Origin of the sequence: Larkinella sp. (assembly GCF_965227735.1) — a bacterium.
Lineage (GTDB): Bacteria > Bacteroidota > Bacteroidia > Cytophagales > Spirosomataceae > Larkinella.
In genome coordinates this window covers 6,958,780-6,983,865 of the sequence record NZ_OZ245776.1, presented here as the reverse complement: position 1 = coordinate 6,983,865, position 25,086 = coordinate 6,958,780, and the positions used below count along the sequence as shown (strand labels likewise).

Below are 25,086 nucleotides of genomic sequence, written 5' to 3'. Positions count from 1 at the left end.
ATGGAGTTGGAACAGCTCGGTTTTTATTTGATGGTTTCGGTCGTTTTACCACAGCTCAGCATCTGTGCGCCGTAATAGGGATTTTTGACTGCAGAGATTTTGCTCAGCCAGTTGGCTCCTTTTCCGTCATTAAACATGGGGCAATGCTGGTAATAAACCGTTTCCGACGGTTTTCCGGTCTTAATGAGTTTGTACATATTTTCGGAAAGGGATGTAAAATGGTCTCTCTGGTGGCTTACCTCTTTGGTTTCCTCGATGTGCTCCGCGTCCAGACTGAGGTCTTTCATCACCTTCATCCAGACCGTGTGTTGCTCCGTACTCAACTGCCCCATTTTCACCGCTTTTATGGCCTGCACCAGAACGGCAGCCTGGGACGAAGCAGCCTTTCCGTCCGAATTGACCAGGGCGTCTTTCACCGAGAAATATGCTTCCAAAACCGGTTTCAAAGGATCAGAATCAGCCGTTTCGACCGGTGAAGCTGGTGCCGTCTCCCGTTGATGAACAGGCGCATTTTTGGCAACCAGTGCTTCTTTTTTACCAGCCCGAGCAGTCCGGCAACAGTCCGGCAGTTTTGCAAAAGCATCGTCAGGCGCCAAATACTGTTGATTGTCGTAGCCCGCCAAGGCCATTTTTTTCAGGATGGCATCCACTGACGTCTTCTTCGGATCATAGGTGATGGAAGCCACTTTTGTGTTCACATCCCAGCTTGCTTTTGAGGCATTTTTCTGAAATGCGGCCGCTTCAATGCCATCTTTGCACTGGGAGCACGCACCCGGGATTTTTACCTGTTCGGTTACGGCGTTTTTGATGGCTGCCTGCGACAGAAATGACGCTAGCAATAGCATGATTGCCATCCCTATTTTTAGTGATTTCATGGTAATAGTCGTTAAGTTCAGTAGACAAGTCATTATCAGCAGGATCAAAAAGCGGTCTTTCATAAATGACCTAAGTACCAGCATGGTCAAATTTTCACGTTACAAAGATCGGCGATTCATTCCCCGCTTTTCGTACAGAATTATGGAAACCCTGTACATAATAATGGACTCACCCGCCTTTTCAGCAAGTGAGTCCAAACGCACTTTTATTCAGAAAATTAATTCATTTCGCCCTTCACATCGTCATTATTGACCGACTTGCTTTTCTTCTTTTTATCTTCAAACGTCATTTTACCGATGCGATACGAGAAGGTCACCTTCACATTCTGGTTGTATAGATTCATCACACTCGTCTGGGAAAGCAGGGGCGAGTCGAGCGTCGTACGCATGGTTACGCCATTCCCCAGGAAATTTTCAGCCGCCAGTCCAATGCTGCCGCGCTTGTTGGCAAAATCCTTTTTCACACCCAGCGAATACATATACATGCCGCCCATCGTTCCCTGCAACTGCGGCATCGGACTGCGGTAAAATCCGAATCCCTGAATTCCCCAGCCTTTGTTGAGCGTCCACTGCGACATCAGCCGTCCACCGATGCTTAAACCCTGATTACTAATCTGCTGCGAGCGTCCGTCGACTCCGGCCGTCATGCCCTGCATGTATACAAAATAACCGTCCAGTCCACCGTTGATGCTCCATTTAGACGTCAGATTGGTGTTGAAAAACAGGTTGGCTCCAAAAGTCCGCTGCACGCCGATGTTCTGAAACGTCGTGATGATGCTCCCCGCCAGCGTATCCGATGGCAGCCGGATTTGCGTCAGGGCGTTGTTGGTCAGGCGTCCGAACAGGGCGGCATTCAGGTACGTTTTCCTGATGGTCGAGCTGATGCTCAGTTCCACATTGTCCGTCAATTCCGGACGCAGAGTTGGATTTCCGACACTGATGTTCTGCGGATTGGCCGCGTTGGGGTTCGGGTTCAACTGTTGCAAACCGGGCCGCTGAATCCGGCGGTTGTAGGCAGCTTTGACCGTTGCTCCCCCTTTCAAACTCTTCGACACGTTGATGCTCGGCACCAGGTTGCTGTAACTCGGAATGGCCAGGGGCGTCGTTTCGTTGCTGGTGGCCGTGATGCCCGTGTGTTCGTAGCGCGTCCCGACTTTGAAGGTGTATTTCGTAGGCGTCACGTAGGTATAAGACACATAACCGGCACCGATGTTTTGCGAATAATTGAGCGACCCGGATGGGTTGGTCGGGTCAAAAACCAGGTCGCCGGTGGTGCCGCCCACCTGATACTGATAGCGGCTATCGACCTGACGCATAATCGCCTTCGCGCCAAATTCCAGCAACTGGTTTTTCTGAATCGGCGTTTGGTAGTCGGTTTGCAGGGTAATTTCCTGGTTGGTGTTGTTGTTCAGGTTCCGCTGGCGGGCGGTCAGTTCTCCGCCGTTGTTGAGCAGGTCGGCATAAAAATTATTCACCAGACCGGTGCGGCTGTATTGCGTCGAAATGCTCCACTCCTGCTGCGGTTTGAACGTACGGATGTAATCCAAGTTGATATCCACCGAGTTCGACAAATCCTTCCGGTCGACATCGCGGTTGGTTTTGCCCAGCAGCGAATCCCCAAAATAGGTGCTGGTTAACTGATTCTGTTCCTGAACGAAATTCCGGGTGCCATACCGGATATTTGCTGTCAAAGACTGGTTTTTCGCCAGATCGTAATCCAGACCCAGCGTATACTGGCCGAAAAGCGGTTTATCGAAGGCCGTAGCCTGTTGGCTGGTTCGCATCGGGACGCCACCGATCAGCGTCGTCTGGTCGAGGGTCGACGACGCCCGGTTGTAGAAGGCCCGGCCAAAACCGCCCAGACTGATGCCCAGTTTCCCCTGCCGATACGACCCGTTCAGCCCCAGATTCGAACCGCGAATCCCGGCTCCGGCGTCGACGTTCAGCGTCAAACCGTGCAGTGTGTTCTTCTTGGTCACAATGTTGATGATCCCGGCGGCTCCCTCGGCATCGTACTTGGCCGACGGGCTGGTGATCACCTCTACGGACTTGATCATGTCGGCGGGCAATTGCTTGAGCGCATCGGCCACACTACTGGCGACGATGGTCGACGGTTTGTTGTTGATCAGCACCCGGATATTCTGGCTACCCCGCAGACTCACGTTGCCGTCCAGATCCACCGACAGCATCGGAACCCGTTTCAGCACATCGGTGGCGTCACCGCCTTTGGACGTGACGTCTTTGTCGGCATTATACACCAGCCGGTCCACTTTCTCCTCAATCATGGGTGCCTGTCCGGTGATGACCACTTCGTTCAACTGGCGAACATCGGGTTGAAGTTGCACATTTCCCACATTTAACTCCGTGCCTTTGGCGATGGTAATCAGTTTGGAATCCGTGTTTTTGTAGCCAATAAACGAGTATTGAAGGCGGTATTGACCGGGGGCCAGTTTGGTCAGGGAGAACTTCCCTTTTTCGTCGGAAGTCGTTCCGTCGATGGGCTTATTGGTGGTGGGATTGATTAGGGCAATGGTGGCGAACTCGACCGGTTTTCCCGACGTCGAGTCGATCAGAATACCGGAAATTTTGCCGTTTCCCTTGGGCGCATCCTCGGCTACACCGGTAAATTCTTTCTTCTTCTTTTCGTCCTGACCGCCGAAACCACCACCCGGAGGACCACCCCCGGGAGGGCCAAACTGGGCCACGGCAGCCGAGAGACCGGTGAAGAAAAATACGGCGAGGAGGGCCGGGCGAATGGATGACGTAAATCCTTTGATTTTCATGATAGACCTGCGTTGTCGTAGCAGGTTACAAAGGTTGCCGCCGAAAATTTCTGGCGAAAAAGAATGTTGCAAAACCGGGATTTTCGGGCGCTGAATCGGCGATTTTCAATGCAGAATGCCGGGTGATGTCGTGCCGAAAAACCGTCTATTTCCCCAGCCATTCTTTCAAATCCGCAATCCGGTCTCCGCTGACGAACGCTTCCAGCCGGGATTTGGGTTGCAGGTCAAGCCGCCACTTCCCGGCCGAATAGGTGTGAATCGTGTGAATAGCGGACAAGGTCACCAGAAACTGCCGGCTGATCCGAAAGAATTGTTTGGGGTTGAGCAACGTCGTCAGCTTGTCCAGGCTGTAATCGACGGGCAGCGTTGCGCCGTCTCTGGTCACCAGAAACGCCATGCGTTCATCGAGAAAAAAATACGCAATTTCGCTCGTTTCCACGCTCCGGATTTTCGATCCGACGGTAATCATAAACCGGTCTTTGTAGGTCGTTTCCTTGAACGCCCCCAGCATCCGAACGAGCGCGTCCATATCCGGTACCGCCATCGGAGCAACCGGTAGTGGCGACGAAGATGGTTGAGCGAACTGCTCCTTCAGTTTTTTGTACTTGGTAATGGCGGCAACCAGTTCGTCGTAACTCAGTGGTTTTAGCAAGTAATCAATGCTGTTCACCTTAAAGGCCTGAATCACATACTCATCGAAAGCCGTCGTGAAGATAATCGGCGTCGTCAGCTTCCCCTGCTCGATGACCCGAAACGCCAGACCGTCCTGCAAATGGATGTCCATAAACACCAGATCCGGTTTTTCCGGCTGGGGTTGGCTAAACCAGGCCACGGCTTTTTCGACCGACGGCAGCGTAGCCAACACCCGGATTTCGGGATCGTAGCGATGCAGCAGACTTTCCAGTCGCTGGGCCGTCAGTCTTTCGTCTTCCAAAATAACTACGTTCATGCGATAAGTGGGATTTTAACCACAAAAGCGCCGTCCTGCTCACCCACCCAGACGGGTTGATCGGTCAGGAGCGCGTAGCGGTTGATGATGTTTTGTAAGCCCACCCCCGTCGAGTGTTCCAGTTGCTCGCGCGGCTGAATCCGGTTCGAAACCACGAGGTACCCGCCCTCGGTTCTAATCCGAACGTGCTGCGGCATTTCGGGCGTCATCCGGTTGTGCTTCACCGCATTTTCGACCAGCAGTTGCAAGGTCAACGGCGCAATGCAATACTGATCGACGGTCTTTTCGGGAATATCGATCCTGACGTCGAAACTGTCCTCAAAGCGGATTTTGAGCAAAAACGTGTAGGATCGAATGAAATCCAGTTCGGTTTTCAGCCGGACTTTGTCGTTGTCTTTTTGCTCCAGAATATACCGGTAGGCCCGCGACAGCTGGTCGATAAACTGTTCCGACAAATCGGCATCAACATGCACCAGCGACGAGAGAATACTCAGGCTGTTGAACAGAAAGTGCGGGCTGATCTGGTTTTTCAAAGCCGCAAATTGGGTCAAAACCGCTTCTTTCTCCAGCCGCTCCGCCCGAATCTGAACGTCTTTTAGTCGTCGGTTGGCCCGGCGGTTGGCTGACAGATAAAAGATCGACAGCATGATTACGATGGACAAACCGTTGTTGGATCGTTCGAAAAACTCCCAGCGGTGTGGTCGGTTGGGTGGTTCCTCCGCCGGTTGCGGGTCTGAAGCCGACCGGTGGTTGCCCACTTCCGGTCGCGGAATGTACCGGACCAGTTGATGACGGGCCTGATCTCCCGCCAGATTCAGTACCAGACCGGCAGTAATGGCCAGCAACAACGCCAGCACCTGCATCGGCAATTTGAAATCGACCAGAAACTCCTCACCAAACCGGATGGACGTCCGATCCAGAATGATTTCCGTGATGTAAATCCAGACGTAGTAGATCGCAAACGTCACCACGCCCTGCCCCAGCAAAAACGGTAGCGATTGCACCAAAAACGACCCGTTTCGTTCCGGCAGGTTGACATACAAGAGGATGGGGTAATAGATCACCAGCACGCTCATAGCGAGTTGCGCAATCTGGCGGGAGGTTAACCGGTAGGCCGTTTTCGGATTCATGTCCCACGAAGGTCCATTAGGTGGCCGGTAATGTAAAAAGAAAATTGCAGAGTACGGTTTTTAACGATCCGAACCGGTTGTTTAGGGAGCAGAATGCAAATTCGTCTCCATTCCAACCATCCCCGAAGCCTGAAAGGCTTCCATCACTAGCCCCGGCTATAGGCCGGGGGATCGGGGTGATATGCCGGGGTAACAGGGGGGAATATACCGCGGTAACCGGGGGGAATATACCGCGGTAACCGGGGGGAATATACCGCGTAACCGGAGAAAAACGAAATCTCTCATTACGTACAATAACCCCTCCACGAATTCCGATCCTACCCATGCCCACCCCGGCATACCGCCCCGGTTTTTCCCGGCATACCGCCCCCATGGCCACCCCGGCCTATAGCCGGGGCTAGTGATGGAAGCCTTTCAGGCTTCGGAGTTTTAGCATTCGGTGGCGCTGAGTGCCAGGCCGGCTTCCGAGGTTTCCTTGTATTTGGTGGACATGTCGCGTCCGGTGGCTTTCATGACCTTGATGACGGCATCCAGCGAGATTTTCTGGTTGGCGGGCGTTCCGGCGGTGGCCAGCAAAAAGGCATTGTAGGCTTTGACCGCGCCCATCGCGTTGCGCTCAATACACGGAATCTGGACATACCCGCCAATCGGGTCGCAGGTCATGCCGAGGTGGTGTTCGATGCCGATTTCAGCGGCCGCTTCGATGGCTTCGATGGAATGCCCGGCGCATTGGGTTAGAAAAGCCGCTCCCATCGCCGACGCGGTGCCAATTTCGCCCATGCAACCCATTTCAGCCCCCGAAATACTGGCGTTGTGTTTCACCAGAAAACCGACAGCCGCAGCAGCCCACATGCCTTTCCGCAGCGTAGTTTTATCGTAATGAAAATGGTGTTTGGCCAGGTAGGTCAATCCCGGAATCACGCCCGAAGCGCCGGAGGTCGGGGCAGTCACAACAATACCGCCAGCCGCGTTTTCTTCCGAAGCCGCCAGGCAATATGAGTTCAAAAAGATCAGAAAACTATCCGACGACTGTGCCAAACCCCGCGCCTGCTGAAACAAAACCGGCGCTTTCCGTCGCAGCTTGATCGAACCAGGCAACGTTCCGGTATGCCGCAAACCCCGCCGGACGGCCTTGTGCATGAAGTCCAGAAGCTGATCAATCCGCAGGTTGATCTCTTTGGCCGAGCGGCCCGTTACGGCGGTTTCGTTCGCCAGCATCAGTTGCTCCAGCGTCAGTTGGTGATCCGCCAGACGGGTTTTCAATTCCTTCATCGTCTGATACTTATACGGCAACTGGATGTCAGATTGATCGACGGTCTCCTCCCCTTTCCGGAGAATAAAACCGCCCCCGATCGAGTAATATTCCTCCTCATAAAGCCCGTTTCCATTCGCCACCAGCTTGAATACGACGGTGTTGGCATATGGCGACTCGTACTTTTTTCGCTCAAAATGGATGTGCTCCGCGCCCAGGTCAAACGCCCGGTTTCCAACCACCACCGGATACGTCACCGCCGGATCTTTCAGCATCGCCATCAAGGCCACCGGGTCCGTCGATTCAGGTTGCCAGCCCAGCAAACCGGCCACAATGGCGCGGTCGGTGCCGTGGCCTTTGCCGGTTGCACTCAGTGAACCATACAGATGAACATGAATTGAATCCGCGGATTCTACCGTGGCCTCGGGAAGGTGCCGCAACCGTTCCAGAAAATCAAAAGCTGCCTTCATGGGTCCAATCGTGTGCGAACTCGACGGGCCGGGGCCGACTTTAAACAAATCGAAGATGGAAGTAGTAATGGGCGAATTATTCATGAAATAGCGTCAGGAGTGTCGATGAAGTTGTATATTTCCGAACCTTTTTACGGGTAACGGGTGGCTTTTTTGTCATCATTAAGAAATCATTAGCACGATCGTGCTTTCCTAAATCGAATGAAACGTTTTTTATTCCCTGCGGCTGTTGTGCTGGCGGCATCGTTGACCGCGGCCCGGTTCTTCTCCGACGCCCACCAATCGCCCGCTTCCTCCCGCGAATGGCCCGAATACCTCGGCGGCCCCGACCGGAACCATTACTCGCCACTCGACCAGATTAATGCGTCCAACGTCGGTAAGTTACAAATTGCGTGGGAATATCACGCCAAAGATTCCGGGCAGGTGCAGTGCAACGCCATTATTGTCGACGGAACATTATACGGCATCACGGCTTCCTGTCAGGTGTTTGCACTCGATGCGGCAACGGGACAGGAAAAGTGGCGGTACAAAGAAGCCAACCGGGGCGGAGTCAACACGACGCGGGGGGTCACCTACTGGAGTAACAACGACGACAAGCGGATTCTCTTCGCTTCCGGCTCCAACCTCTGCGCCGTCGATGCCCGAACGGGCGTTCTGATTCCCAGCTTTGGAACGGATGGAAAAGCCAGTCTGAAAGCCGGACTGGGACCTACTGCTGCCGATAAGTTTGTCATCTCCAATACGCCCGGAACGATCTTTGGCGATATGATTATCATGCCGTTGCGTCTCTCCGAAGGCTCCGATGCGGCCCTCGGTTACATTCAGGCTTTCAATGTCAAAACCGGAAAAATCGCCTGGGTTTTCCGGACTATTCCGAACCCCGGCGAATTCGGTTATGAAACCTGGCCGAAGGACGCCTATAAAAATACCCACATCGGCGGTGCCAACAACTGGTCGGGGATGTCGATCGACCGACAGCGCGGCATTGTATATGTTCCGACCGGCTCGGCGGCTTTTGACTTTTACGGCGGAAACCGCAAAGGCCAGAATCTGTTCGCCAATTGCCTGCTGGCGCTGGACGCCAAAACCGGGAAACGCATCTGGCATTACCAGTTTGTTCACCACGACATCTGGGACCGCGACCTGCCCGCTCCGCCCAATCTAATTACGGTTAAAAGTCAGGGCAAAACCGTCGATGCCGTCGCGCAGATCACCAAAACCGGACACGTTTTTGTTTTTGATCGCGTAACCGGAAAACCGCTCTTCCCGATCAAGGAAACCCCGTATCCGAAATCATCCTTGCCCGATGAATACACCTGGCCTACGCAACCCGTTCCGACCAAACCGGCGCCCTTTTCCCGCCAGACCATCTCCGAAGCGGATTTAAGTCCGCTGGCCGAAAACCGGGATTCGTTGCTGGCGACCTACCGACGTTCGAAAGTCGGCCCGTATCAACCGCTCGGCAAAACCCCGACGCTCGTTTATCCCGGTCTGGACGGCGGGGGCGAATGGGGTGGTGCCGCCGTCGATCCCGATGGCATTATGTACGTGAATGCCAATGAAATGGCGTGGCTGCTGAGTCTGCGCGATACGCCAAAAGACGAAGAACTGGCTCACCTGAGTCCGGGCGAGAAATTGTACACGCTCAATTGTGCGGTTTGCCACCGGCCAGACCGCAAAGGCAATCCGACCAGTGGTTATCCTTCGCTGGTTGCCATCGGGCAACGCCGGGACCGGGAGTTTGTCAGTAAACTCATCACCTCCGGCAAAGGCATGATGCCCGGTTTTACCCGGTTTTCCGAATCCGAAAAACAGGCGCTGACCTCCTTCCTGTTCGGTGATGAAAAAGTGGAAGCAACCTCCGCCAAACCCGGCAAAAAGGAACCGTATGTGCCCTATAAATTCAACGGGTATACCAAATTTCTCGACAGCAAGGGCTACCCCGCCATCCGCCCGCCCTGGGGAACGCTGACCGCCATCGACCTCAACACGGGTGAACACCTCTGGCAAAAACCGTTCGGCGAACTGAAGGAACTGACCGCCAAAGGCATTCCGCAGACCGGGGCCGAGAGTTACGGCGGCCCGGTCGTTACGGCCAGCGGTTTGCTGTTCATTGCCGCCAGCAAAGACGGTATGTTCCGGGTCATCGACAAAAAAACCGGGACGATGTTGTGGCAAACCGAGCTTCCGGCGGCTGGCTATGCAACGCCCAGCACGTACGAAGTGAACGGCAAACAGTATATCGTCATCGCCTGTGGTGGCACCAAGCTGGGGACGAAAAAGGGCGACAGTTACGTCGCCTTTGCGTTGCCGTAGGCTCGATCAGGAAAAAACCGCCGTGTAATCACGCACAAAACTTTTGAAATCGCGGGGCGGCTTCCCCGTCACCTCCCGAATGGCCGAAGAAACCGCCGAGGCTTCCCCGCGGGCATAATGGGCGTAGTCTTCAATCAAGCCATCGGCCTGCCATTCGGGGAAACCCACGGAAAGCAACGCCTGCCGCAGGTGGGCGGGTGGCACATCGATGTAAAGAACCGGTCGGCCCAGAACGTCGGAAAAGTGAGCCGCCATCTGCTGATGCGTCAACGCTTCGGGACCGGTCAGATTGTACGTTTTGCCTTCGTGGCCCGGCCTGGTCAAGGCTTCGGCGGCCACGAAGGCAATGTCCCGGATGTCGACAGCACTGATTTGGGCATCTCCTGCCGTGGCGAAGAATTTTCCCTGGTTTACGATGGCATCACGGAAACCCAGCAGGGCCTGCATGAACAGATTCGGGCGAAGAAAGGTAAACGACAGTCCGGATTCACGGATTTTTTGCTCGACGGCGGCATGATACCGCAAAAACCGGACGGGCGAATGAAGGTCGGCGGCAAATTGGGAAAGTTTTACAAGATGCTTAACCCCAGTTTGTTGCGCCACTGCAACGAAGTTCATTTGCAGCGTTTCCGCCTGTTCCGACGAGTTGGTGAGCAGAAAGGCGCGCTCGACACCGTCCAGTGCGCAGGCCAGGCTTTCGGGATCGTTCAAGTCGCCGACCACCAGTTCGGCACCGTCGAGTTGCGCCAGCGTTTTGGCATTTTCCAGAGAACGCACCAGGGCACGGAACGGGATGCCTTTGGCGGAAAGTTGGGTGGCGAGTTCGGAACCAATCGTGCCGGTGGCACCCGTAATAAGAATCGAAGGGGAAGTTGATTGTGTCATGGTTGTGTTGGTTTGATAGGACAAATTTCAACCTTCTTCCCCGCCCAAAATTGTAAGAAAACGAAAGAGCGGGCATCCGTCACCCCGACGATCACCCGCTCCTTTTAGCACGGTTCCTTACTGGGTTGCCAGCCTGGCCCGGATTTCGTGCAAGGTCTGTTCTTTCAGCAACCGGCCATCTTTGAAAACGGTTTCCAGCAAACCCGTTCCTTCTTTTTCCCAACTTACCTGGTCTTCCATCACGGTCGTACCGGTTTCGTCACTCACCAAACGAATCAGCCCTTTCGCGCTTTTCTTCGTTCCGTCATCGGTTTTGGGATCTTTGAAAATCGCGCGTCCTTCGCCGTTCACTTCACCATACGTGGCTTTCACGGCAAACCCGAAGGTGTCGCGCGTCACGTACTGGTAGGTGTAACTTCCGATGCCCAGCACCACGTTCGTGGAGGCAAACCCTTTCTGGTACAGGCCTTCACAAATGGCCTGGCAGCGTTCGAGGTTGATGCTGTCGCCGTAAATCAACCCGATGTGGGCGTCCAGCACCTTGAAGCCTTTGGCCGTAACGGTTCCGCCAAAAACCTCCCACAGACATTCAATGGCCCCTTTGTGTTCCGGCGTTCCTTCCCGGGCATCCGGATCACCGCAGATGATTTTGATCGGGTCGCCACTGTCGGGGCGAATCACCACCTTGCCGTCGCGGGCCAGAATGAGCGGTTTTAGCTGGGGCAAATATCCGGTAATGACCTGCCAGAAATCCCAGGTATCGGACACGATGCTGACCACACCTTTCGGATACACATCCTGAATGAGCCGCCGGAAGGTTTCAATTTCGCCATCCTGCATCCCCATACACATCACCGAGTGTTCCGTCGCCGGAACGCTGCCGCCGATCAGTTCAGTGTCGGAGTTGGCACCGTAATACTGTTCCAGAAAATCCAGGGCGGGAATGGTGTCCGTTCCCGTAAAGCTCAGCAAATGAGCCGCTCCACTCAACAAAGCCGCTTCGAGACCACCCATCCCGCGAAAACTGAAGTCGTGGCCCTGCCAGGGGACAAACGCCGGATCACCACCGGTTTTTTCGGCATAGCCGTTCAGGATTTTCCGGTATTCGAAGGCCGTTGTCGCGCTGGTACAGGGCAACCACAGAATGCACGACAGGATGGTTTCCAGAAAATTCGTCAGCCAGAATTCCTCGGGCCGGGTGTTTTTGAAGGTAAACATCGGCATCCGCATCGGCACCCGCGTTCCTTCCGGAACCGCTTTGATTTCGAGCGGCAAATAGCCCAGATCATGTAACTTTTCAATGTGATCGTACGTAATTGCGCCCGGCCCCAGGTAGCTTTCGATCCGGCGTTTGTATTCGGCCACGACGGTTTCTTTCGGGCGGGCGAAGAAATTCCGGTTGTAATCCTCGATCAGGTATTTTTTGATAAAGTACTGTAAGCCAAAGAAAACCACGCTATCGACCTGCTCAAGGCGGCTTTTTCGGGGAGTCCAGTTCGAATAGACCAGTTCAGTTCCGGTGGGGTATTGACGACGGTGATCTACTTTGTAACCGTCGGAAAGATGGAGGGTTGTCATTGGTTTGAAAGGTGTGGTAAAAAGCTGGAAAATGTGAGTTGATTCAGAAGTGGGTGGGTGATTTCGCGAATGGAATCCGTCGTAAAAACCCGTTTGAACGAGGTCGCCAGCGGCTCAAGGCCCCGGCTGAAAATCCCGTGGCTGACAATCAAATACAGGTCACCAACCCCGTGTTTTTTGAGTTCGTCGGCCAGGCCAACAAAGGTGCCTCCGCCGTCGCAGATGTCGTCCACGATGACACAGGACGCGCCTTGCAAATCCGGCCCCGATACGAAAAAGCCCGACAAATTACCGGTTTTGACATCCCGCCGTTTGCTGCATTCCACCACCTCCATACCGCCCAGAGCTTCGGACAACTTATAGATTTTTTTTAAGGCGCCCCCATCCGGCGCAATCAGTTTACAATCACCGATCTCCGCGAGACATTTTCCAACAAATTGATGATTATCAATCACTTGAACCCTGTTTAGTAAAGCAGGTGTTACGTCAGAGTGGGGATCAAAAACTGTAATCCGGTGATACTGCTGGGCGTTCAGCAGATCGGCGTAGACTTTAACCGTCAGCGGTTCGCCCGGCACCATAACCCGGTCCTGGCGGGCGCCGGGGAAATACGGAACGAAGAGGCTGATGCGTTCGGCACCGGCCCGGCGCAGGGCATCCGTTGCCACCAGAAGCAGGCCCACATCCTGAAACGTGTTCAGGCGGGTCGTGATCAGTACGCTGGTTTCGGGCAAAGGCCCGGTTAATTTCAGATGTGGTTCTCCCCCATTGAAAGTGAACGCCTTGAACGGCACGGACGGACCGTAGGGTTCAAAACCGGGAGAAAGGTGTAGATAAATCATTTTGCGTATTTTTTACGCAAATCAACAAAACAAACCACATAGTAACTACATTTTGCGCTTTTAATTTGCCAACTGTTGAGCAAACGGTAAATCGCTCGTTCAAAGCTCGAAGTAAAAACCGTGCTCCTTCATCTTAAAGTACTGATTTTCATTAAATTGAAAGAGATTCGCCGGACGCCCTTTCCCATCGGATCGTTTTTCGTCCAGTTCCGTCAACAGCCCGAAGCTCAACACCTTTTTCCGGAAATTGCGCCGGTCGATGGGTTTGTCCAAAATGGTTGCGTAGAGTTTTTCGAAGTCCGAGAACAGAAATTTCTCGCTGAGCAACCCAAATCCTACGGGTTCATACCTCAATTTGCTGCGCAGACGCTGCAAGGCGTGTTGAATGATTTCGGCATGGTCGAACGCCAGACCGGGCAACTCCCGGACGTCGAACCAGCGGACGTCGTCGGCATCCGTCGAAGCGGCAATGGCAAAGGCTTCCGGTTTTACGAGGGCATAATAGGCAACGGCAACCGTCCGAAAACGGGGATCTCGATTGGGCCGACCGAAGGTATAAAGTTGTTCTAAGTAATTAATAGTCACATTGGTTTCTTCGCTCAACTCACGGTGAACGGCGGCTTCCAGGCTCTCGTCATCCAACACAAAACCACCCGGCAAAGCCCAGCCCCCTCGATACGGTTCCAGCTTTCGCTGGATCAACAGGAGGTGCAAGGCCTGGTTTCGATACCCGAAAACCACGGCATCAACGGCTACTCTTATCGTTTGGTGAATGGTCATACCGGGGCAAGTATACGACAAAAATTACGCATCCGGCCCGGCGTCTTAGCGAGTGGTCATCCGGAAAGGCTCGTTCGACTCACAGTTTCAGGCTCTTACGATACAGCCCCGGCGTCTGCCCCGTTCGCTGTTTGAACACCTTGTTGAAGTGCGACAGGTTGTTAAAACCGCTTTCGTAACAGACCTCGCCGATGCTGCGGTCGCCGGTCAGGAGCTTGCGAGCCTGGGTGATGCGGAACTCATTGACAAAATCCGTGAACGTCATCTGGGTCATTTTCCTGAAATACCGGCAAAAAGCCGGTACCGTCATGTTTGCCAATGATGCGACATCCTGAATGTCAATGGGTTGAACATAGTTGGTTTCCACAAATCCATAAATGCGGTTGATCCGCTCCTGCTCCCGACCATTTAGATCGAGGCTAATGCTCTCGGCGTTCAGGATCTGGTAATCGGTCGAAACCGCCAGTTGCTGAAAAATGGTCAGCAGTGCCAGCATCCGTTCAAAGGGCGGCAGCGTCACCAGCGACGCAACCTGCTGCCCCACCTTCCGCCTGGTTTCCCCGTAAAATGACATGCCCTGGTGTGCCCGCTCGAACAACCGCCGAATGGCCTCCATTTCGGGTTTTTGCAGAAATTCCTTCCCCAGAAAATCTTCGCGCATCTGCACCACAATTTCCTCAAACTCCCCGACGATTCCGTGGCTGAAATTCAGGTGCGGCAGGTTCGGTCCCAGAAACACCAGTTCACCATCCGAATAGGTAGAAACGTGGTGACCAATGTGGCGCTTGCCGCTGCCGCGCGGAATATACACAATCTCGTATTCGGGGTGATAATGCCAGTAGACCCAGCAACTGTCCGGCTGGGTGTGGTGCATCAACCGGAACGAACTCCCGAATTCCGGTTCTATTTTTTCAAACTGCGGTTTCATTGTTTAAGGCCAAATAGATGCAATGTTAACATTTTGGAAACATGATCCTCAGAAAATAAATCAATGCAGCACCAAAATAAGGTAATTAAACGAAAATAGAAGTGGAAAAACCGCCTTATTTTTGTAACCAGAATGAATCAGAATATAATGAACGTAACACTCGACGAAAAACCGACCACCACACCAAGCCTCTTCCGAAGCCTTCAAACGTTTTTTACGAATCCGCAGGCGCGGGCCGTCGGACTCGTTTTCACCACCGAAAGTCTGTCACTGGGCGGCTGGGTAGCGCACATTCCGCACGTTAAAGAAAAATTACACCTAACCGATGCCGGTCTGGGAATGGTCCTGTTTGCCATGCCGGTTGGGCTGCTGCTCATGAACCCGCTGACGGGATGGATCATTGCCCGGCTGGGAGCCGCCCGAACCTGTTTTCTAAGTGCCCTGGTGCTGTGTTTCAGCACGTTGATTCCTATCAATGCTCCCAATATAGCCCTGATGGCCTTTGGGTTGTTTCTGGTGGGGCTGAGCGCGGCCTTGCTGAATGTAGCGATGAACACCAGCGCAGCCGATGTCGAACGGGAGCATAAGATTCTGATCATGTCCTCCTGCCACGGCATGTGGAGTCTGGGCGGCATGGTCGGTTCGCTGCTGGCCGGTATTCTGATTGCCGTTCACGTTTCGCCGTCTATTCACATGCTCGCCGTCACCATCGCGCTGCTCGTGCTGACGGTTGCGCTGCGTCCCATTCTGGCGACCATCCCGGCGCAACCACCTACCGAATCGTCGGCGGCTTTCGTAAAACCGAATATGCTGCTGTTGCTCATGATTTTCATTGGCCTGGCCGTTGCCATGGGCGAAGGGGCCGCCCTCGACTGGAGTGCCGTTTACCTCCACGAATCCACCGGTGCCTCCAGCCAGATTGCCGCGCTGGGTTTCGGCTGTTTTTCGCTGGCGATGACAATTGGCCGGTTTATGGGCGACGCCATCATTCCGCGTTTTGGAGCCAAACGCATCCTGAGTGTGGGCAGTCTGGTGGCAGCTTTGGGGTTGTTGCTGGCCCTTCTGATTCCGGTTCCGCTGGTGGTGCTGGCGGGATTTGCTCTGCTGGGGGCGGGTTGTTCGCTCATCGCTCCTATTCTGTATACGGCTTCGATGCGCGTTCCGGGCATTCCGGCTGCCACTGGTTTGGCCACTTTTGCGACCTTCAGTTTTGTCGGTTTTCTGGCCGGGCCGCCTGTCATCGGTTTTGTGGCCGAAGCCTACGGGCTGGCCTACGGATTGGGTCTGGTCGTTGTCGTGCTGCTGGTTTCTGCCTTTATTTCACGAAAAGTTAACGTCTGATAAAACCAGAACTTTCGCTTTTGCCCCGTTCCCCTGAAGGGGACTTGGTTTAATCCGCATGCTCCAAGTCCCCTTCAGGGGAACGGGGCAAAAGCGAAAATCCTAAAACATTCAAAACGTGATTTCATAGCTTTATCCTATAGATTCACTCAAGATCCTTTCATGAAAGCTGCCATTTTCGACATGGACGGTGTCATTGTCGACACCAATCCCCACCACCGCCTGGCCTGGCGCCAGTATTTTGAACGCTACGGTAAACCGTTGTCCGACGCTGATTTTGTCCAGTATGTTTCGGGTAAACACAACAGCCAGATTCTGACGCACCTCTTCACCGATCGCACGCTTTCGGATGATGAATCCCGGCAGTTGGCCGCCCAGAAGGAATCTTTGTTTAGGGAATTGTATCAGCCCGACATCAGGCCGGTGGCCGGGTTGACCGACTTTCTCCAATCGTTGCACCAAGCCGGTATTTTGACAGCCGTCGGCACCTCGGCACCGCTCGAAAACCTTGATTTTGTAATGGATGCGCTCGATCTGCGTTCGTGGTTTACGGTTTTACTCGACGAAAGCAAGGTCAGCCGGCCAAAACCGGACCCGGAAATTTACCGGAAAGCGATGGAATTGCTGGGCGTTGAACCCCATGAGAGCGTCATTTTTGAAGATTCAACTACCGGCATCCGGGCGGCCAAAGCCGCGGGCGCCTATGTGATCGGTTTGGCCACCACAGACTCGGCCGAAGAACTGCTCCGGGTGGGAGCCGACGAGGTGATCCGTGACTTCACGGAACTGACACCCGACCGATTTCAGGAATTGATCAACCGTTCGGTCCCGGTTTGATCGGTTTTTAAAACCGTAACCGGATCGTTCAGGTGAATACTGCCACCCCGGACGACCCGCGCCGTGAGCCCGCCGTGGCCGCGCATGGCGTTGTAACCGCCCGTCCCCAGGTTGGATTCCATGCGTGAACAGGGGTGACATTGTCCGGTAATTTCCAGAATAACCGCATCGCCGATCTGAATCTGATGGTCTTTCAACGCCAGCAGGTTCAGCCCGGCGATGACGATATTTCTCCGCAGCAAAGCCGGGTCGAGCGATTCGCGCCCGGTCAAGGCGGCCACCACCGGCAGGTGTTCGGCCTGAATCAGCGTCACATGCCGGTTGCCATTCCGCCCGCTGTAGTGATCGCCCAACAGGCCCTTTTTCTCCGAAACTTCGACCTCACCGACCACCTCCATGGCGCCGTGTTTCTGCGGTCGAACCCCAATCCACTCGACTTGCCCCGAACGGGGAAACGTTTCCAGTAAAATCTTCAGTTGATTTTCCACAACTTCTGCGTTTGATGGATTTTTTGCTTCTAAACCCCGAAGGGGCAAAAGCGAACGTCCTTGAATTGTGAAGATATTCATTTTACGCGTAGGGATGAAAATGACGTATAGAGGTTAGCTCAAATTAATACTACCGCCCACCCTGCAATCCCAGCTAAATTTTTGCACATTTCGAATACATAAAACCGAATAAATCCGAAATATAGTTTTATCTATTATTAGAAAATAGGTTTAAATATTCAATGATTTTATATTAAAAAATAGAATTTTAAAAAAATTGTGTTTTATATTAAACCAATTATTCCAAATATTGTGCTTATTTTGGAATAATCAGTCTTGAACTGTACCTAACCTATTTTTTCACTTACTCTATTAAATTCTATGACAAAATGTGTACAGCTCACATTTTTCCTGCTACTCTGTGCCTTCCTGAGCCACGCTCAGCAGAAAGCCGTTCGTGGTAAGGTCATCACAGCAGAAGAACGCACGGTTTTGCCGGGCGTGACGGTGTCGGTCAAAGGGAACCAGCAAATTGGAACGGTGACCGGCGCACAGGGCGAGTACCAGATTAACGTCCCGGCGGGTGCCACCACGCTCGTTTTCTCCTCCATCGGCTTCCAGACCCAGGAAGTGACCATCGGTTCCCAAACCACCATCGACGTTTCCCTGCCCACGGACACCAAGCAGTTGACCGAAGTCGTCGTCACCGCCGTTGGGATTACCCGGGAAAAGAAAGCGCTGGGCTACTCGGTGAGCACCATCAACAGCAGCAAGATTGCCCAGATTTCGGAACCGGACCCGCTTCGTTCGCTCTCGGGAAAAGTGGCCGGGGTCAATGTACAGGGATCGGGCGGAGCCGCCGGTGGTTCGACCAACATCACGATTCGCGGGAACTCGTCGCTTTCCAACAACAACCAGCCACTGTTCGTCGTCGATGGGGTGCCGTTCGACAACTCCTCTTTTTTGACCGATGGCGGTCAGCAGGGCGGGGCGAGTTTTACCAACCGCGCCTTTGACCTCGACCCCAACAACATCGAGTCGATGACGGTTTTGAAAGGAGCGGCTGCGGCTGCGCTCTATGGTTCGCGGGCGGCCAATGGTGCCATCATCGTGACAACCAAAAACAACCGCAAGAAGTCAAAAAAGGGCCTGGAGATCACGTACAACACCTCCTACTCGTACGAAAAACTCGCCAAAGCTCCGGAATACCAGACGACGTATGGCCAGGGAACGGAGTGGGATACGCGCTACGGGGTATTTGGCTCCTGGGGTGCCCCCTATTCCCAAATCGATTCCATTTTCCATCCGCTGGGCGTTCGTTTGCCAACGGTTTTCCCGGAACTGGCCAATAAAAAGGTCAAATACGAACCGTTCGGTCAGCAGAACTTTGAGAATTTCTACGAAAACGGTTTTGTCTACGAAAATGCATTCAGTGTTTCCGGGGGGAATGAAAAAGCCAGTCTGACCGCCGGTTTTTCGCGGACGGCCAACAAAGGAATTGTTCCTGAAAACAAGATCAACCGAACCAGTTTCAACATCGGCGGGAATGCCCAATTGGACAACGGCTTCTACCTCAACGGGTCGCTGACGTATGTGAACATCGACCAGCGCTCTCCGCAGCTTACGTCGAGCATCGGGAACGGTCCCTCGGCCATCGAAATTCTGCCCTGGACCCCAACCAGCTACGACCTGACCAACTACCCGAACACCAATCCGCAAACCGGCGGCAGCATTTACGACCGGGTCGGTATCGACAACCCCTACTGGTCGGTGAAAAACAGTCCGTTTACGAGCAAAGTGGACCGGTATTACGGAAAATTCACCCTCGGTTTCGATCCGTTTTCGTGGCTGAACGTCCAGTATACGGCGGGTTTCAATGCCTACACCGACCGTCGCCGGAGCGTAAACGGGAAGAACGGCGAGATTTATCCGAACGGAAACGTCACCGACGACAACATCTACCGCCAGGAACTCGATGGCAACCTGCTCATCACGGCAACCCGGGATTTCGGGCCGGATTTCAGCTTGCGGGCCATCATCGGCAACAACGTCAACCAACGGCTGACCGACCGCCAGCTCGTGTTTGGCGACGGGATTATTGTGCCGGGCATCAACGACCTCGACAACACCCGGATTCAGCAGACGTTCGGCGGAAACCTGATCAAACAGCGGTTTATGGCGTTTTTCGGGGATTTCCAGTTGTCGTACCGCAACTTCGCCTTCCTGAACGTGGTCGCCCGGAACGACATTTCCTCAACCCTCCCGAAAGGCAACCGCAGTTACTTCTATCCGGGCGTCAACGGCTCGTTTGTTTTCACAGAACTGTTTAAAACCAATCCGGCTATTCTGTCATTCGGTAAAATTCGCCTGGGTTACGCCGTGGTCGGCAACGAAGCCAGTCCGTATCAGACCCAGACGGTGTATAACATCAATCCTTCGTTCACCCACCCCGGCCCGGTCGACATTCTGGCCCCCTTCAACGGCGTCAACGCGATGACCTACAGCAACCGGCTGGGCAGTGCGACGCTGAAACCGGAGTTTATCCGCGAATTTGAAGCCGGTACGGAATTGCGTTTTCTGAAAGACCGCATCGGAATCGACCTGACGTATTACCGGAAGATCAGCACGTCCCAGATTTTCACGGTCGATGTCGCTCCGTCCTCCGGGTACCTGACGCGGGTGGTGAACCTCGGAAAAGTGCGCAACGAAGGCATTGAACTGGGTCTGGACATCACGCCGATCCAGATGGCCAACGGGTTCAAATGGAACATCTACACGGCTTTCACCCGCAACCGAAACCTGGTGCTGGATCTGGGTGGTGCCACCGAACTCTATTACAGTCAGGCGAATGCGACCAACACAATCGGCAGTATGCACATCGTGGGCCAGCCCTACGGTTTGATTCGGGGCAGCTATTACCTGCGCGACGACGAAGGCAATCTGCTGATCAACCCGGCCACCGGCAAGGCCATTCTGGCGGATCGCCAGGGACCGGTCGGCAATCCGAACCCGAAGTTCACGATGGGAATCACCAACACCTTTACCTACAAAGGCTTCACGCTCGGCGCGTTGTTCGACTGGAAGCAGGGCGGGGATCTGCTGTCGGTTTCGGTGGCCGAAATGCTGAGCCGCGGCATCACGCGCGACAATGAAGACCGCAACAAGGTGCTGGTGCCGGTGGGCGTGTTGGGCGATCCGAATACCAAAATGCCCATTCTGACGGCCGACGGCCAGAAACAGCCCAACAACATTCCGATTTCGGTCAACGAATACTACTTCGGTACAGGTGCTTTCAGTGGCAGCCAGGGAACCGCCGACGAGTTCCGGGTTTTCGATGCGACGGTTTTCCGCTTGCGCGAAGTGTCGCTGGCCTACCAGATTCCGGCGCTCTGGCTGGCGAAAACGCCCTTTGGATCGGCAACCATTTCGCTCAGCGGCCGCAACCTGTGGTACAAAGCCCCCAACTTCCCCAAGTACATGAACTTCGATCCGGAAGTGAATTCACTGGGTGCGGGCAATGCCCACGGCTTCGAACTGGTGGCGGTTCCGACCACCAAACGGTACGGCATCAACCTGCGGTTTACGTTCTAAGGCTGTGACAATGCTACGGATTGCAAATCCGCGACAGAGTGGTGCGCGATTGCAAATCGCGCACAGCAAATCATCCAACATTTACCGAAACTTACTATGAAAACAATATTTAAACTGTTTATCGGAGCCTTTTTCGCGCTCACGTTCAGCAGTTGCAATGATTTTCTGGACATTAACGTCGATCCAAACACCCCGTCGCAACCGGTGCTGGATCTGCTTCTTCCGGCTACCCAGGTCTCCATCGGCGTTCACATCGGCGGGGGAGCCACCAACCGCGTGGCGACGGTCATCATGCAACACGCCACGCAAAACGGCCCCAGCCGCTTCGACATGAGCGGTTCGACCTTCCAGACACCCTGGAACGGCATTTACTCAGAAGCCCTGAACGACCTGGAAATCATCATCCGGGAAGGCACCGCCAGAAGCCAGTGGAGCTACGTCGGAATCGCCAAACTCGAAAAAGCGTACGTCTACAGTGTACTGGTCGATCTCTGGGGCGATGTGCCGTTCTCGGAAGCGTCGCAGGGAGACGGCAACCTCAGCCCGAAATTTGACAAGGGAGCCGATATCTACACGGCTGTTTTCAAGCTGATCGACGAAGCCATTGCCGATCTGAACAAAACACCGTATGTATCGCCGGGCAATGCGGATCTGTTTTACCGGGGTGATCGGCTGGGCTGGATTCGGGCGGCCAACAGCCTGAAGCTGAAACTCCTGAATCAGATTCGGCTCGTCCCGAGCGAACAGGCGCGGGTGAAGCAGGAAATCAATGCGCTCATTGCCGGTGGACAGTTGATTCTGACGAATGCGCAGGATTTCACGTTCAAATTTGGCGCGACCGAGACCCCCCAAAACCGCCACCCGATTCACATCAGCGACTACCGCGCCACGAAGGATTTCTGGATGGATCAGGGCTTTATGGAGCGTCTGTACAATACCGATGATCCGCGGCTACGCTATTACGTATATCGCCAGACGAGCAATGCCGGGGTCAATTTCACCCGCACCAGCAACGGGTATGGCGGCCGCTTTACGGGTGATCCCACCGGTGCCCCCGCCGACAACGCCGTTCGGGCTACGTTCGGACTGTATCCCTACGGCGGTTTGTACGACAACAACCCTATCAGCAATTTGCCGACTACCAACGTATTTCTGACCAATGCGGGTGTCAATACCCCGGCCAATTTCCGGGTGGTGACCACCTCCGATGGCACCGGCGCCGGTATTTTCCCGATTGTTACGGCTTCGATGGTCAACTTCATTCTGGCCGAAGCCGCGCTGACCCTCGGCACAACGGGCGATGCCAAAGAGTATTTCAAGAACGGGATGACACTGAACCTCAACAGCATCAACAGCTTTGTACAGGCTCCGGGAAATTCCGGCACGCAGCTATCGGCCACGACCATTACCAATTTCGTGAATGACCGGCTGGCAAAATTCGACGCGGCTCAGGCAGCCGGAAAACTGTCGGTGGTGATGACCGAGAAGTACATTTCGCTGTTCGGCAACGGCATCGAGTCCTACAACGACTACCGCCGAACCGGCATCCCGACGCTGATGGCACCGATTTCGCCCCTGAATCCGTTTCCGCTGCGGTTTACGTATTCACAGCGTGAGTTGAATACCAACACGGCGGCCCCGGCCCAGAACAATTTTGTAACCCCGGTTTTCTGGGATTTGTAAGATCGGATTGCCCCTAAATCCCCTAAAGGGGACTTTTCATCTGGCATCAGCTGCGTCCAAGTCCCCTTTAGGGGATTTAGGGGCAAGAAGCGAGAAACTATTTATCATTAAAAACACGGTTTCAAAAACCGTCAGAACCATATGAAATCACTTGTTTATATAACCTTGTTCATGACCGCGCTGGTCATTTCGGACGCCTGCCAGACCAAAGATCCCATTCCGCTGGCTCCCGCCGGAGCGGTGGCGGTGGCGAAGGTCAATGCCGCCAAAGCGTATTTTGACGTTACGAATCTGGCGACCACGGATTTTGAGTTTCAGTTGAGTGGTGAGGATTTTGGGCAGGGTGTCGGCGTCAAAGCCATCGAAGTCTGGATCGGCCTGAATAGCCCCAAAATTACGCTGGCGGCTTCCATGACTTCCTGCGGTAACGGTGTCGGCTGTCTGTATCCGAGTGGTTCGCTGGGGCCGCTGCCCAGCCGTCTGATCGCCACCGATAAATTGTGGAAGACCTTCTCGACCTTTCCGGCAACGGTTTCCATCAAAGCCAGCGAAGCCGCTGCGGCCGTTGGCGTGTCGCCGACGAGTCTGGTGCTGAACGATACGTTTCAGTTAAAATTTGTTGTCCAGACCAACGACGGTCGTCGTTTCGATGCGTTTCACGATGGTATTTGTGACGAAACCCGGGGGCAGGTTGGCGATTGTCGTCTGGTGATTCGCGTGGATAACAAGAAATCGTTGTACCAACCTTTGAAATAAAACAATACCTTCATCAGCGAAACGGTAGCGTCGTGCCGGTTCCGGCCGGCATGACGTCTACAAACCCATCTTAACCGACTTCTCATGCAAAAAAAATCGCTTTTCCGACTGCTGGTCTTCGGACTGGGTTGTCTCCCCACCGTCCTGCTCGCCCAATCGACCCTAACCAAAGAGCAGCAGGAGGTTCTGGCGGGGCTCGACAGCAAATCGGCCCACTACGGCACACTTTCCAAACAGATCTGGGACTGGGCTGAGGTAGGGTATCAGGAACAGAAAAGCTCAGCCTTGTTGCAGGAAGAACTCACCCAGGCAGGTTTTTCGGTGAAAGCCGGGGTTGCCGGTATTCCAACCGCCTTTGTGGCCACCTTCGGAAGCGGCAAACCGGTCATCGGCATTCTGGCGGAATATGACGCCCTGCCGGGGATTACACAGGATGCCACGCCCGACCGAAAACCGCTCGACACCAAAAAAGCCGGACACGCCTGCGGACACAATCTGTTCGGCCCCGGCTCGGTAGCGTCGGCGATTGCGGTGAAAAACTGGTTGCAGAAATCCGGCAAAGGCGGCACCATCCGGCTCTACGGAACCCCGGCGGAAGAAGGCGGTTCGGGAAAAGTGTACATGGTGCGGGACGGCCTGTTCAGCGATGTAGATGTGGTTTTACACTGGCACCCTGCCGACCGCAACGGAGCGGACCCGTCGACTTCGCTCGCCAACATCACCGCCAAATTCCGTTTCCGGGGCATTGCGGCCCACGCAGCCGCGTCTCCCGATCGCGGTCGGTCGGCCCTCGACGGCGTGGAATCGATGAACTACATGATCAACATGATGCGCGAGCATATTCCGTCCGATACGCGGGTGCATTACGTCATTACCAAAGGCGGTGAGGCCCCGAACGTCGTGCCGGACTTTGCGGAGGTCTATTACTACGTCCGGCACAAAAACCGCACGGTTTTGCAGGATGTCTGGAAGCGCATGGTGAAAGCCGCTGAAGGAGCCGGTATGGGTACGGAAACCAAAATGGAATACGAAATCATCGGCGGTGTCTACAACCTGTTGCCCGTTGAGACCCTGGCGAAACAGATGCACAAAAACCTGAGCCTGGTGGGTGGCGTCATCTACACGCCGGAGGAAACCAAATTTGCCGAGAAACTGGGCGAATCGTTCGGGACGACATTTGGCTCGATCCGGAAACCGGGGGAAGCCGCAGCCGTTTCGCCCTTCTCGAATAACGACCTGCTCAGCAGTGCGTCGACGGACGTGGGCGATGTGAGCTGGGTGGTTCCGACGGTTGGGCTGTCAGCCGCCACCTGGGTTCCGGGAACGGCCGCCCATAGCTGGCAGGCCGTAGCGTCAAGCGGTACGAGCATTGGCGTCAAAGGCATGATGGTAGCGGCTAAATCGCTATCCCTCACCGCCATTGACCTCTTCAAAGACCCGGCGCTGATTCAAAAAGCCCGCACCGACTGGGAAAAAGCCCGCGGTGGTGCGGCTTTTAAATACGAAGCCTTGTTAGGCGACCGAAAACCGGCGCTGGATTACCGAAAGTAAGAGGTTTACGGTTTTCCGTTTACGGTATTCGGTGGCTGACGCATTCTTAGC

Annotated in this window: 18 protein-coding genes; 7 read left to right on the top strand and 11 right to left on the bottom strand. The window is 54.2% G+C overall.

What is annotated here, in order from left to right; translation table 11 throughout:
* Nucleotides 1-23 precede the first annotated feature (23 nt).
* The 5 genes from ACO064_RS27495 to ACO064_RS27475 form a co-directional block, all read right to left on the bottom strand.
* Nucleotides 24-875: a DUF3347 domain-containing protein gene (locus tag ACO064_RS27495; RefSeq protein WP_421830397.1), complete on the bottom strand. Its 852-nt coding sequence runs from the start codon at nt 873-875 to the stop codon at nt 24-26.
* A 218-nt stretch (nt 876-1,093) separates the two neighbouring features.
* The gene (locus ACO064_RS27490) at nt 1,094-3,658 is read right to left on the bottom strand and encodes a TonB-dependent receptor domain-containing protein (protein WP_421830396.1); all 2,565 of its coding nucleotides are present in this window, start codon (nt 3,656-3,658) and stop codon (nt 1,094-1,096) included.
* Nucleotides 3,659-3,803: 145 nt separating this feature from the next.
* A complete protein-coding gene (locus ACO064_RS27485; protein WP_421830395.1) occupies nt 3,804-4,607 on the bottom strand; it encodes a LytR/AlgR family response regulator transcription factor in 804 nt (267 codons plus the stop codon).
* Nucleotides 4,604-5,737 (bottom strand): sensor histidine kinase, encoded by a 1,134-nt coding sequence (locus ACO064_RS27480; RefSeq protein WP_421830394.1) that lies wholly within the window; start codon nt 5,735-5,737, stop codon nt 4,604-4,606. Before ACO064_RS27480 ends, ACO064_RS27485 begins: the two co-directional genes overlap by 4 nt.
* A 429-nt stretch (nt 5,738-6,166) precedes the next feature.
* On the bottom strand, nt 6,167-7,543 hold the full coding sequence (locus tag ACO064_RS27475; protein WP_421830393.1) for an L-serine ammonia-lyase: 1,377 nt from the start codon (nt 7,541-7,543) through the stop codon (nt 6,167-6,169).
* A gap of 117 nt (nt 7,544-7,660) precedes the next feature.
* On the opposite strand from ACO064_RS27475, the gene ACO064_RS27470 reads away from it, so the two are divergent.
* Nucleotides 7,661-9,775, top strand: coding sequence for a PQQ-binding-like beta-propeller repeat protein (locus ACO064_RS27470; protein WP_421830392.1), 2,115 nt, complete (start codon nt 7,661-7,663; stop codon nt 9,773-9,775).
* A 6-nt stretch (nt 9,776-9,781) separates the two neighbouring features.
* Here the strand turns inward: ACO064_RS27470 and ACO064_RS27465 are convergent, their stop codons facing one another.
* From ACO064_RS27465 to ACO064_RS27445, 5 genes are all read right to left on the bottom strand, one after another.
* The gene (locus tag ACO064_RS27465; RefSeq protein WP_421830391.1) at nt 9,782-10,660 is read right to left on the bottom strand and encodes an SDR family oxidoreductase; all 879 of its coding nucleotides are present in this window, start codon (nt 10,658-10,660) and stop codon (nt 9,782-9,784) included.
* 117 nt (nt 10,661-10,777) lie between these two features.
* Nucleotides 10,778-12,238 carry a nicotinate phosphoribosyltransferase gene (locus ACO064_RS27460; RefSeq protein ID WP_421830390.1) on the bottom strand — a complete coding sequence of 487 codons (1,461 nt, stop codon included), beginning with the start codon at nt 12,236-12,238 and terminating at the stop codon, nt 10,778-10,780.
* Nucleotides 12,235-13,080 (bottom strand): ribose-phosphate diphosphokinase, encoded by an 846-nt coding sequence (gene prs, locus ACO064_RS27455; RefSeq protein WP_421830389.1) that lies wholly within the window; start codon nt 13,078-13,080, stop codon nt 12,235-12,237. Before prs ends, ACO064_RS27460 begins: the two co-directional genes overlap by 4 nt.
* 99 nt (nt 13,081-13,179) lie before the next feature.
* The gene (locus tag ACO064_RS27450) at nt 13,180-13,860 is read right to left on the bottom strand and encodes an NUDIX hydrolase (protein WP_421830388.1); all 681 of its coding nucleotides are present in this window, start codon (nt 13,858-13,860) and stop codon (nt 13,180-13,182) included.
* Between the two features lie 79 nt (nt 13,861-13,939).
* Nucleotides 13,940-14,788 (bottom strand): AraC family transcriptional regulator, encoded by an 849-nt coding sequence (locus ACO064_RS27445; RefSeq protein WP_421830387.1) that lies wholly within the window; start codon nt 14,786-14,788, stop codon nt 13,940-13,942.
* Nucleotides 14,789-14,920: 132 nt separating this feature from the next.
* Between ACO064_RS27445 and ACO064_RS27440 the strand changes: the two genes are divergently transcribed.
* Both ACO064_RS27440 and ACO064_RS27435 read left to right on the top strand, forming a co-directional pair.
* A complete protein-coding gene (locus ACO064_RS27440; RefSeq protein WP_421830386.1) occupies nt 14,921-16,129 on the top strand; it encodes an MFS transporter in 1,209 nt (402 codons plus the stop codon).
* A gap of 162 nt (nt 16,130-16,291) precedes the next feature.
* A complete protein-coding gene (locus tag ACO064_RS27435; protein ID WP_421830385.1) occupies nt 16,292-16,966 on the top strand; it encodes an HAD family hydrolase in 675 nt (224 codons plus the stop codon).
* On the opposite strand, the gene ACO064_RS27430 is transcribed toward ACO064_RS27435, so the two are convergent.
* Nucleotides 16,933-17,454 (bottom strand): MOSC domain-containing protein, encoded by a 522-nt coding sequence (locus ACO064_RS27430; RefSeq protein ID WP_421830384.1) that lies wholly within the window; start codon nt 17,452-17,454, stop codon nt 16,933-16,935. The two genes, ACO064_RS27435 and ACO064_RS27430, sit on opposite strands and share 34 nt — an antisense overlap.
* 381 nt (nt 17,455-17,835) lie before the next feature.
* On the opposite strand from ACO064_RS27430, the gene ACO064_RS27425 reads away from it, so the two are divergent.
* The 4 genes from ACO064_RS27425 to ACO064_RS27410 all read left to right on the top strand — a co-directional run bounded on the left by ACO064_RS27425 (nt 17,836) and on the right by ACO064_RS27410 (nt 25,035).
* The gene (locus ACO064_RS27425) at nt 17,836-21,045 is read left to right on the top strand and encodes a SusC/RagA family TonB-linked outer membrane protein (RefSeq protein WP_421830383.1); all 3,210 of its coding nucleotides are present in this window, start codon (nt 17,836-17,838) and stop codon (nt 21,043-21,045) included.
* A gap of 96 nt (nt 21,046-21,141) precedes the next feature.
* The gene (locus ACO064_RS27420) at nt 21,142-22,728 is read left to right on the top strand and encodes a SusD/RagB family nutrient-binding outer membrane lipoprotein (protein WP_421830382.1); all 1,587 of its coding nucleotides are present in this window, start codon (nt 21,142-21,144) and stop codon (nt 22,726-22,728) included.
* A gap of 141 nt (nt 22,729-22,869) precedes the next feature.
* Nucleotides 22,870-23,484 carry a hypothetical protein gene (locus ACO064_RS27415; RefSeq protein WP_421830381.1) on the top strand — a complete coding sequence of 205 codons (615 nt, stop codon included), beginning with the start codon at nt 22,870-22,872 and terminating at the stop codon, nt 23,482-23,484.
* An 84-nt stretch (nt 23,485-23,568) separates the two neighbouring features.
* Entirely contained in the window at nt 23,569-25,035 is a 1,467-nt protein-coding gene (locus ACO064_RS27410) for an amidohydrolase (RefSeq protein ID WP_421830380.1), read from the top strand.
* Nucleotides 25,036-25,086: the final 51 nt, after the last annotated feature.

Excerpts from the sequence above, each read along its gene's own strand:
- ACO064_RS27495 (WP_421830397.1), bottom strand. The coding sequence starts at position 875 with ATGAAATCACTAAAAATAGGGATGGCAATCATGCTATTGCTAGCGTCA.
- ACO064_RS27490 (WP_421830396.1), bottom strand. The coding sequence starts at position 3,658 with ATGAAAATCAAAGGATTTACGTCATCCATTCGCCCGGCCCTCCTCGCC.
- ACO064_RS27485 (WP_421830395.1), bottom strand. The coding sequence starts at position 4,607 with ATGAACGTAGTTATTTTGGAAGACGAAAGACTGACGGCCCAGCGACTG.
- ACO064_RS27480 (WP_421830394.1), bottom strand. The coding sequence starts at position 5,737 with ATGAATCCGAAAACGGCCTACCGGTTAACCTCCCGCCAGATTGCGCAA.
- ACO064_RS27475 (WP_421830393.1), bottom strand. The coding sequence starts at position 7,543 with ATGAATAATTCGCCCATTACTACTTCCATCTTCGATTTGTTTAAAGTC.
- ACO064_RS27470 (WP_421830392.1), top strand. The coding sequence starts at position 7,661 with ATGAAACGTTTTTTATTCCCTGCGGCTGTTGTGCTGGCGGCATCGTTG.
- ACO064_RS27465 (WP_421830391.1), bottom strand. The coding sequence starts at position 10,660 with ATGACACAATCAACTTCCCCTTCGATTCTTATTACGGGTGCCACCGGC.
- ACO064_RS27460 (WP_421830390.1), bottom strand. The coding sequence starts at position 12,238 with ATGACAACCCTCCATCTTTCCGACGGTTACAAAGTAGATCACCGTCGT.
- prs (WP_421830389.1), bottom strand. The coding sequence starts at position 13,080 with ATGATTTATCTACACCTTTCTCCCGGTTTTGAACCCTACGGTCCGTCC.
- ACO064_RS27450 (WP_421830388.1), bottom strand. The coding sequence starts at position 13,860 with ATGACCATTCACCAAACGATAAGAGTAGCCGTTGATGCCGTGGTTTTC.
- ACO064_RS27445 (WP_421830387.1), bottom strand. The coding sequence starts at position 14,788 with ATGAAACCGCAGTTTGAAAAAATAGAACCGGAATTCGGGAGTTCGTTC.
- ACO064_RS27440 (WP_421830386.1), top strand. The coding sequence starts at position 14,921 with ATGAATCAGAATATAATGAACGTAACACTCGACGAAAAACCGACCACC.
- ACO064_RS27435 (WP_421830385.1), top strand. The coding sequence starts at position 16,292 with ATGAAAGCTGCCATTTTCGACATGGACGGTGTCATTGTCGACACCAAT.
- ACO064_RS27425 (WP_421830383.1), top strand. The coding sequence starts at position 17,836 with ATGACAAAATGTGTACAGCTCACATTTTTCCTGCTACTCTGTGCCTTC.
- ACO064_RS27420 (WP_421830382.1), top strand. The coding sequence starts at position 21,142 with ATGAAAACAATATTTAAACTGTTTATCGGAGCCTTTTTCGCGCTCACG.
- ACO064_RS27415 (WP_421830381.1), top strand. The coding sequence starts at position 22,870 with ATGAAATCACTTGTTTATATAACCTTGTTCATGACCGCGCTGGTCATT.
- ACO064_RS27410 (WP_421830380.1), top strand. The coding sequence starts at position 23,569 with ATGCAAAAAAAATCGCTTTTCCGACTGCTGGTCTTCGGACTGGGTTGT.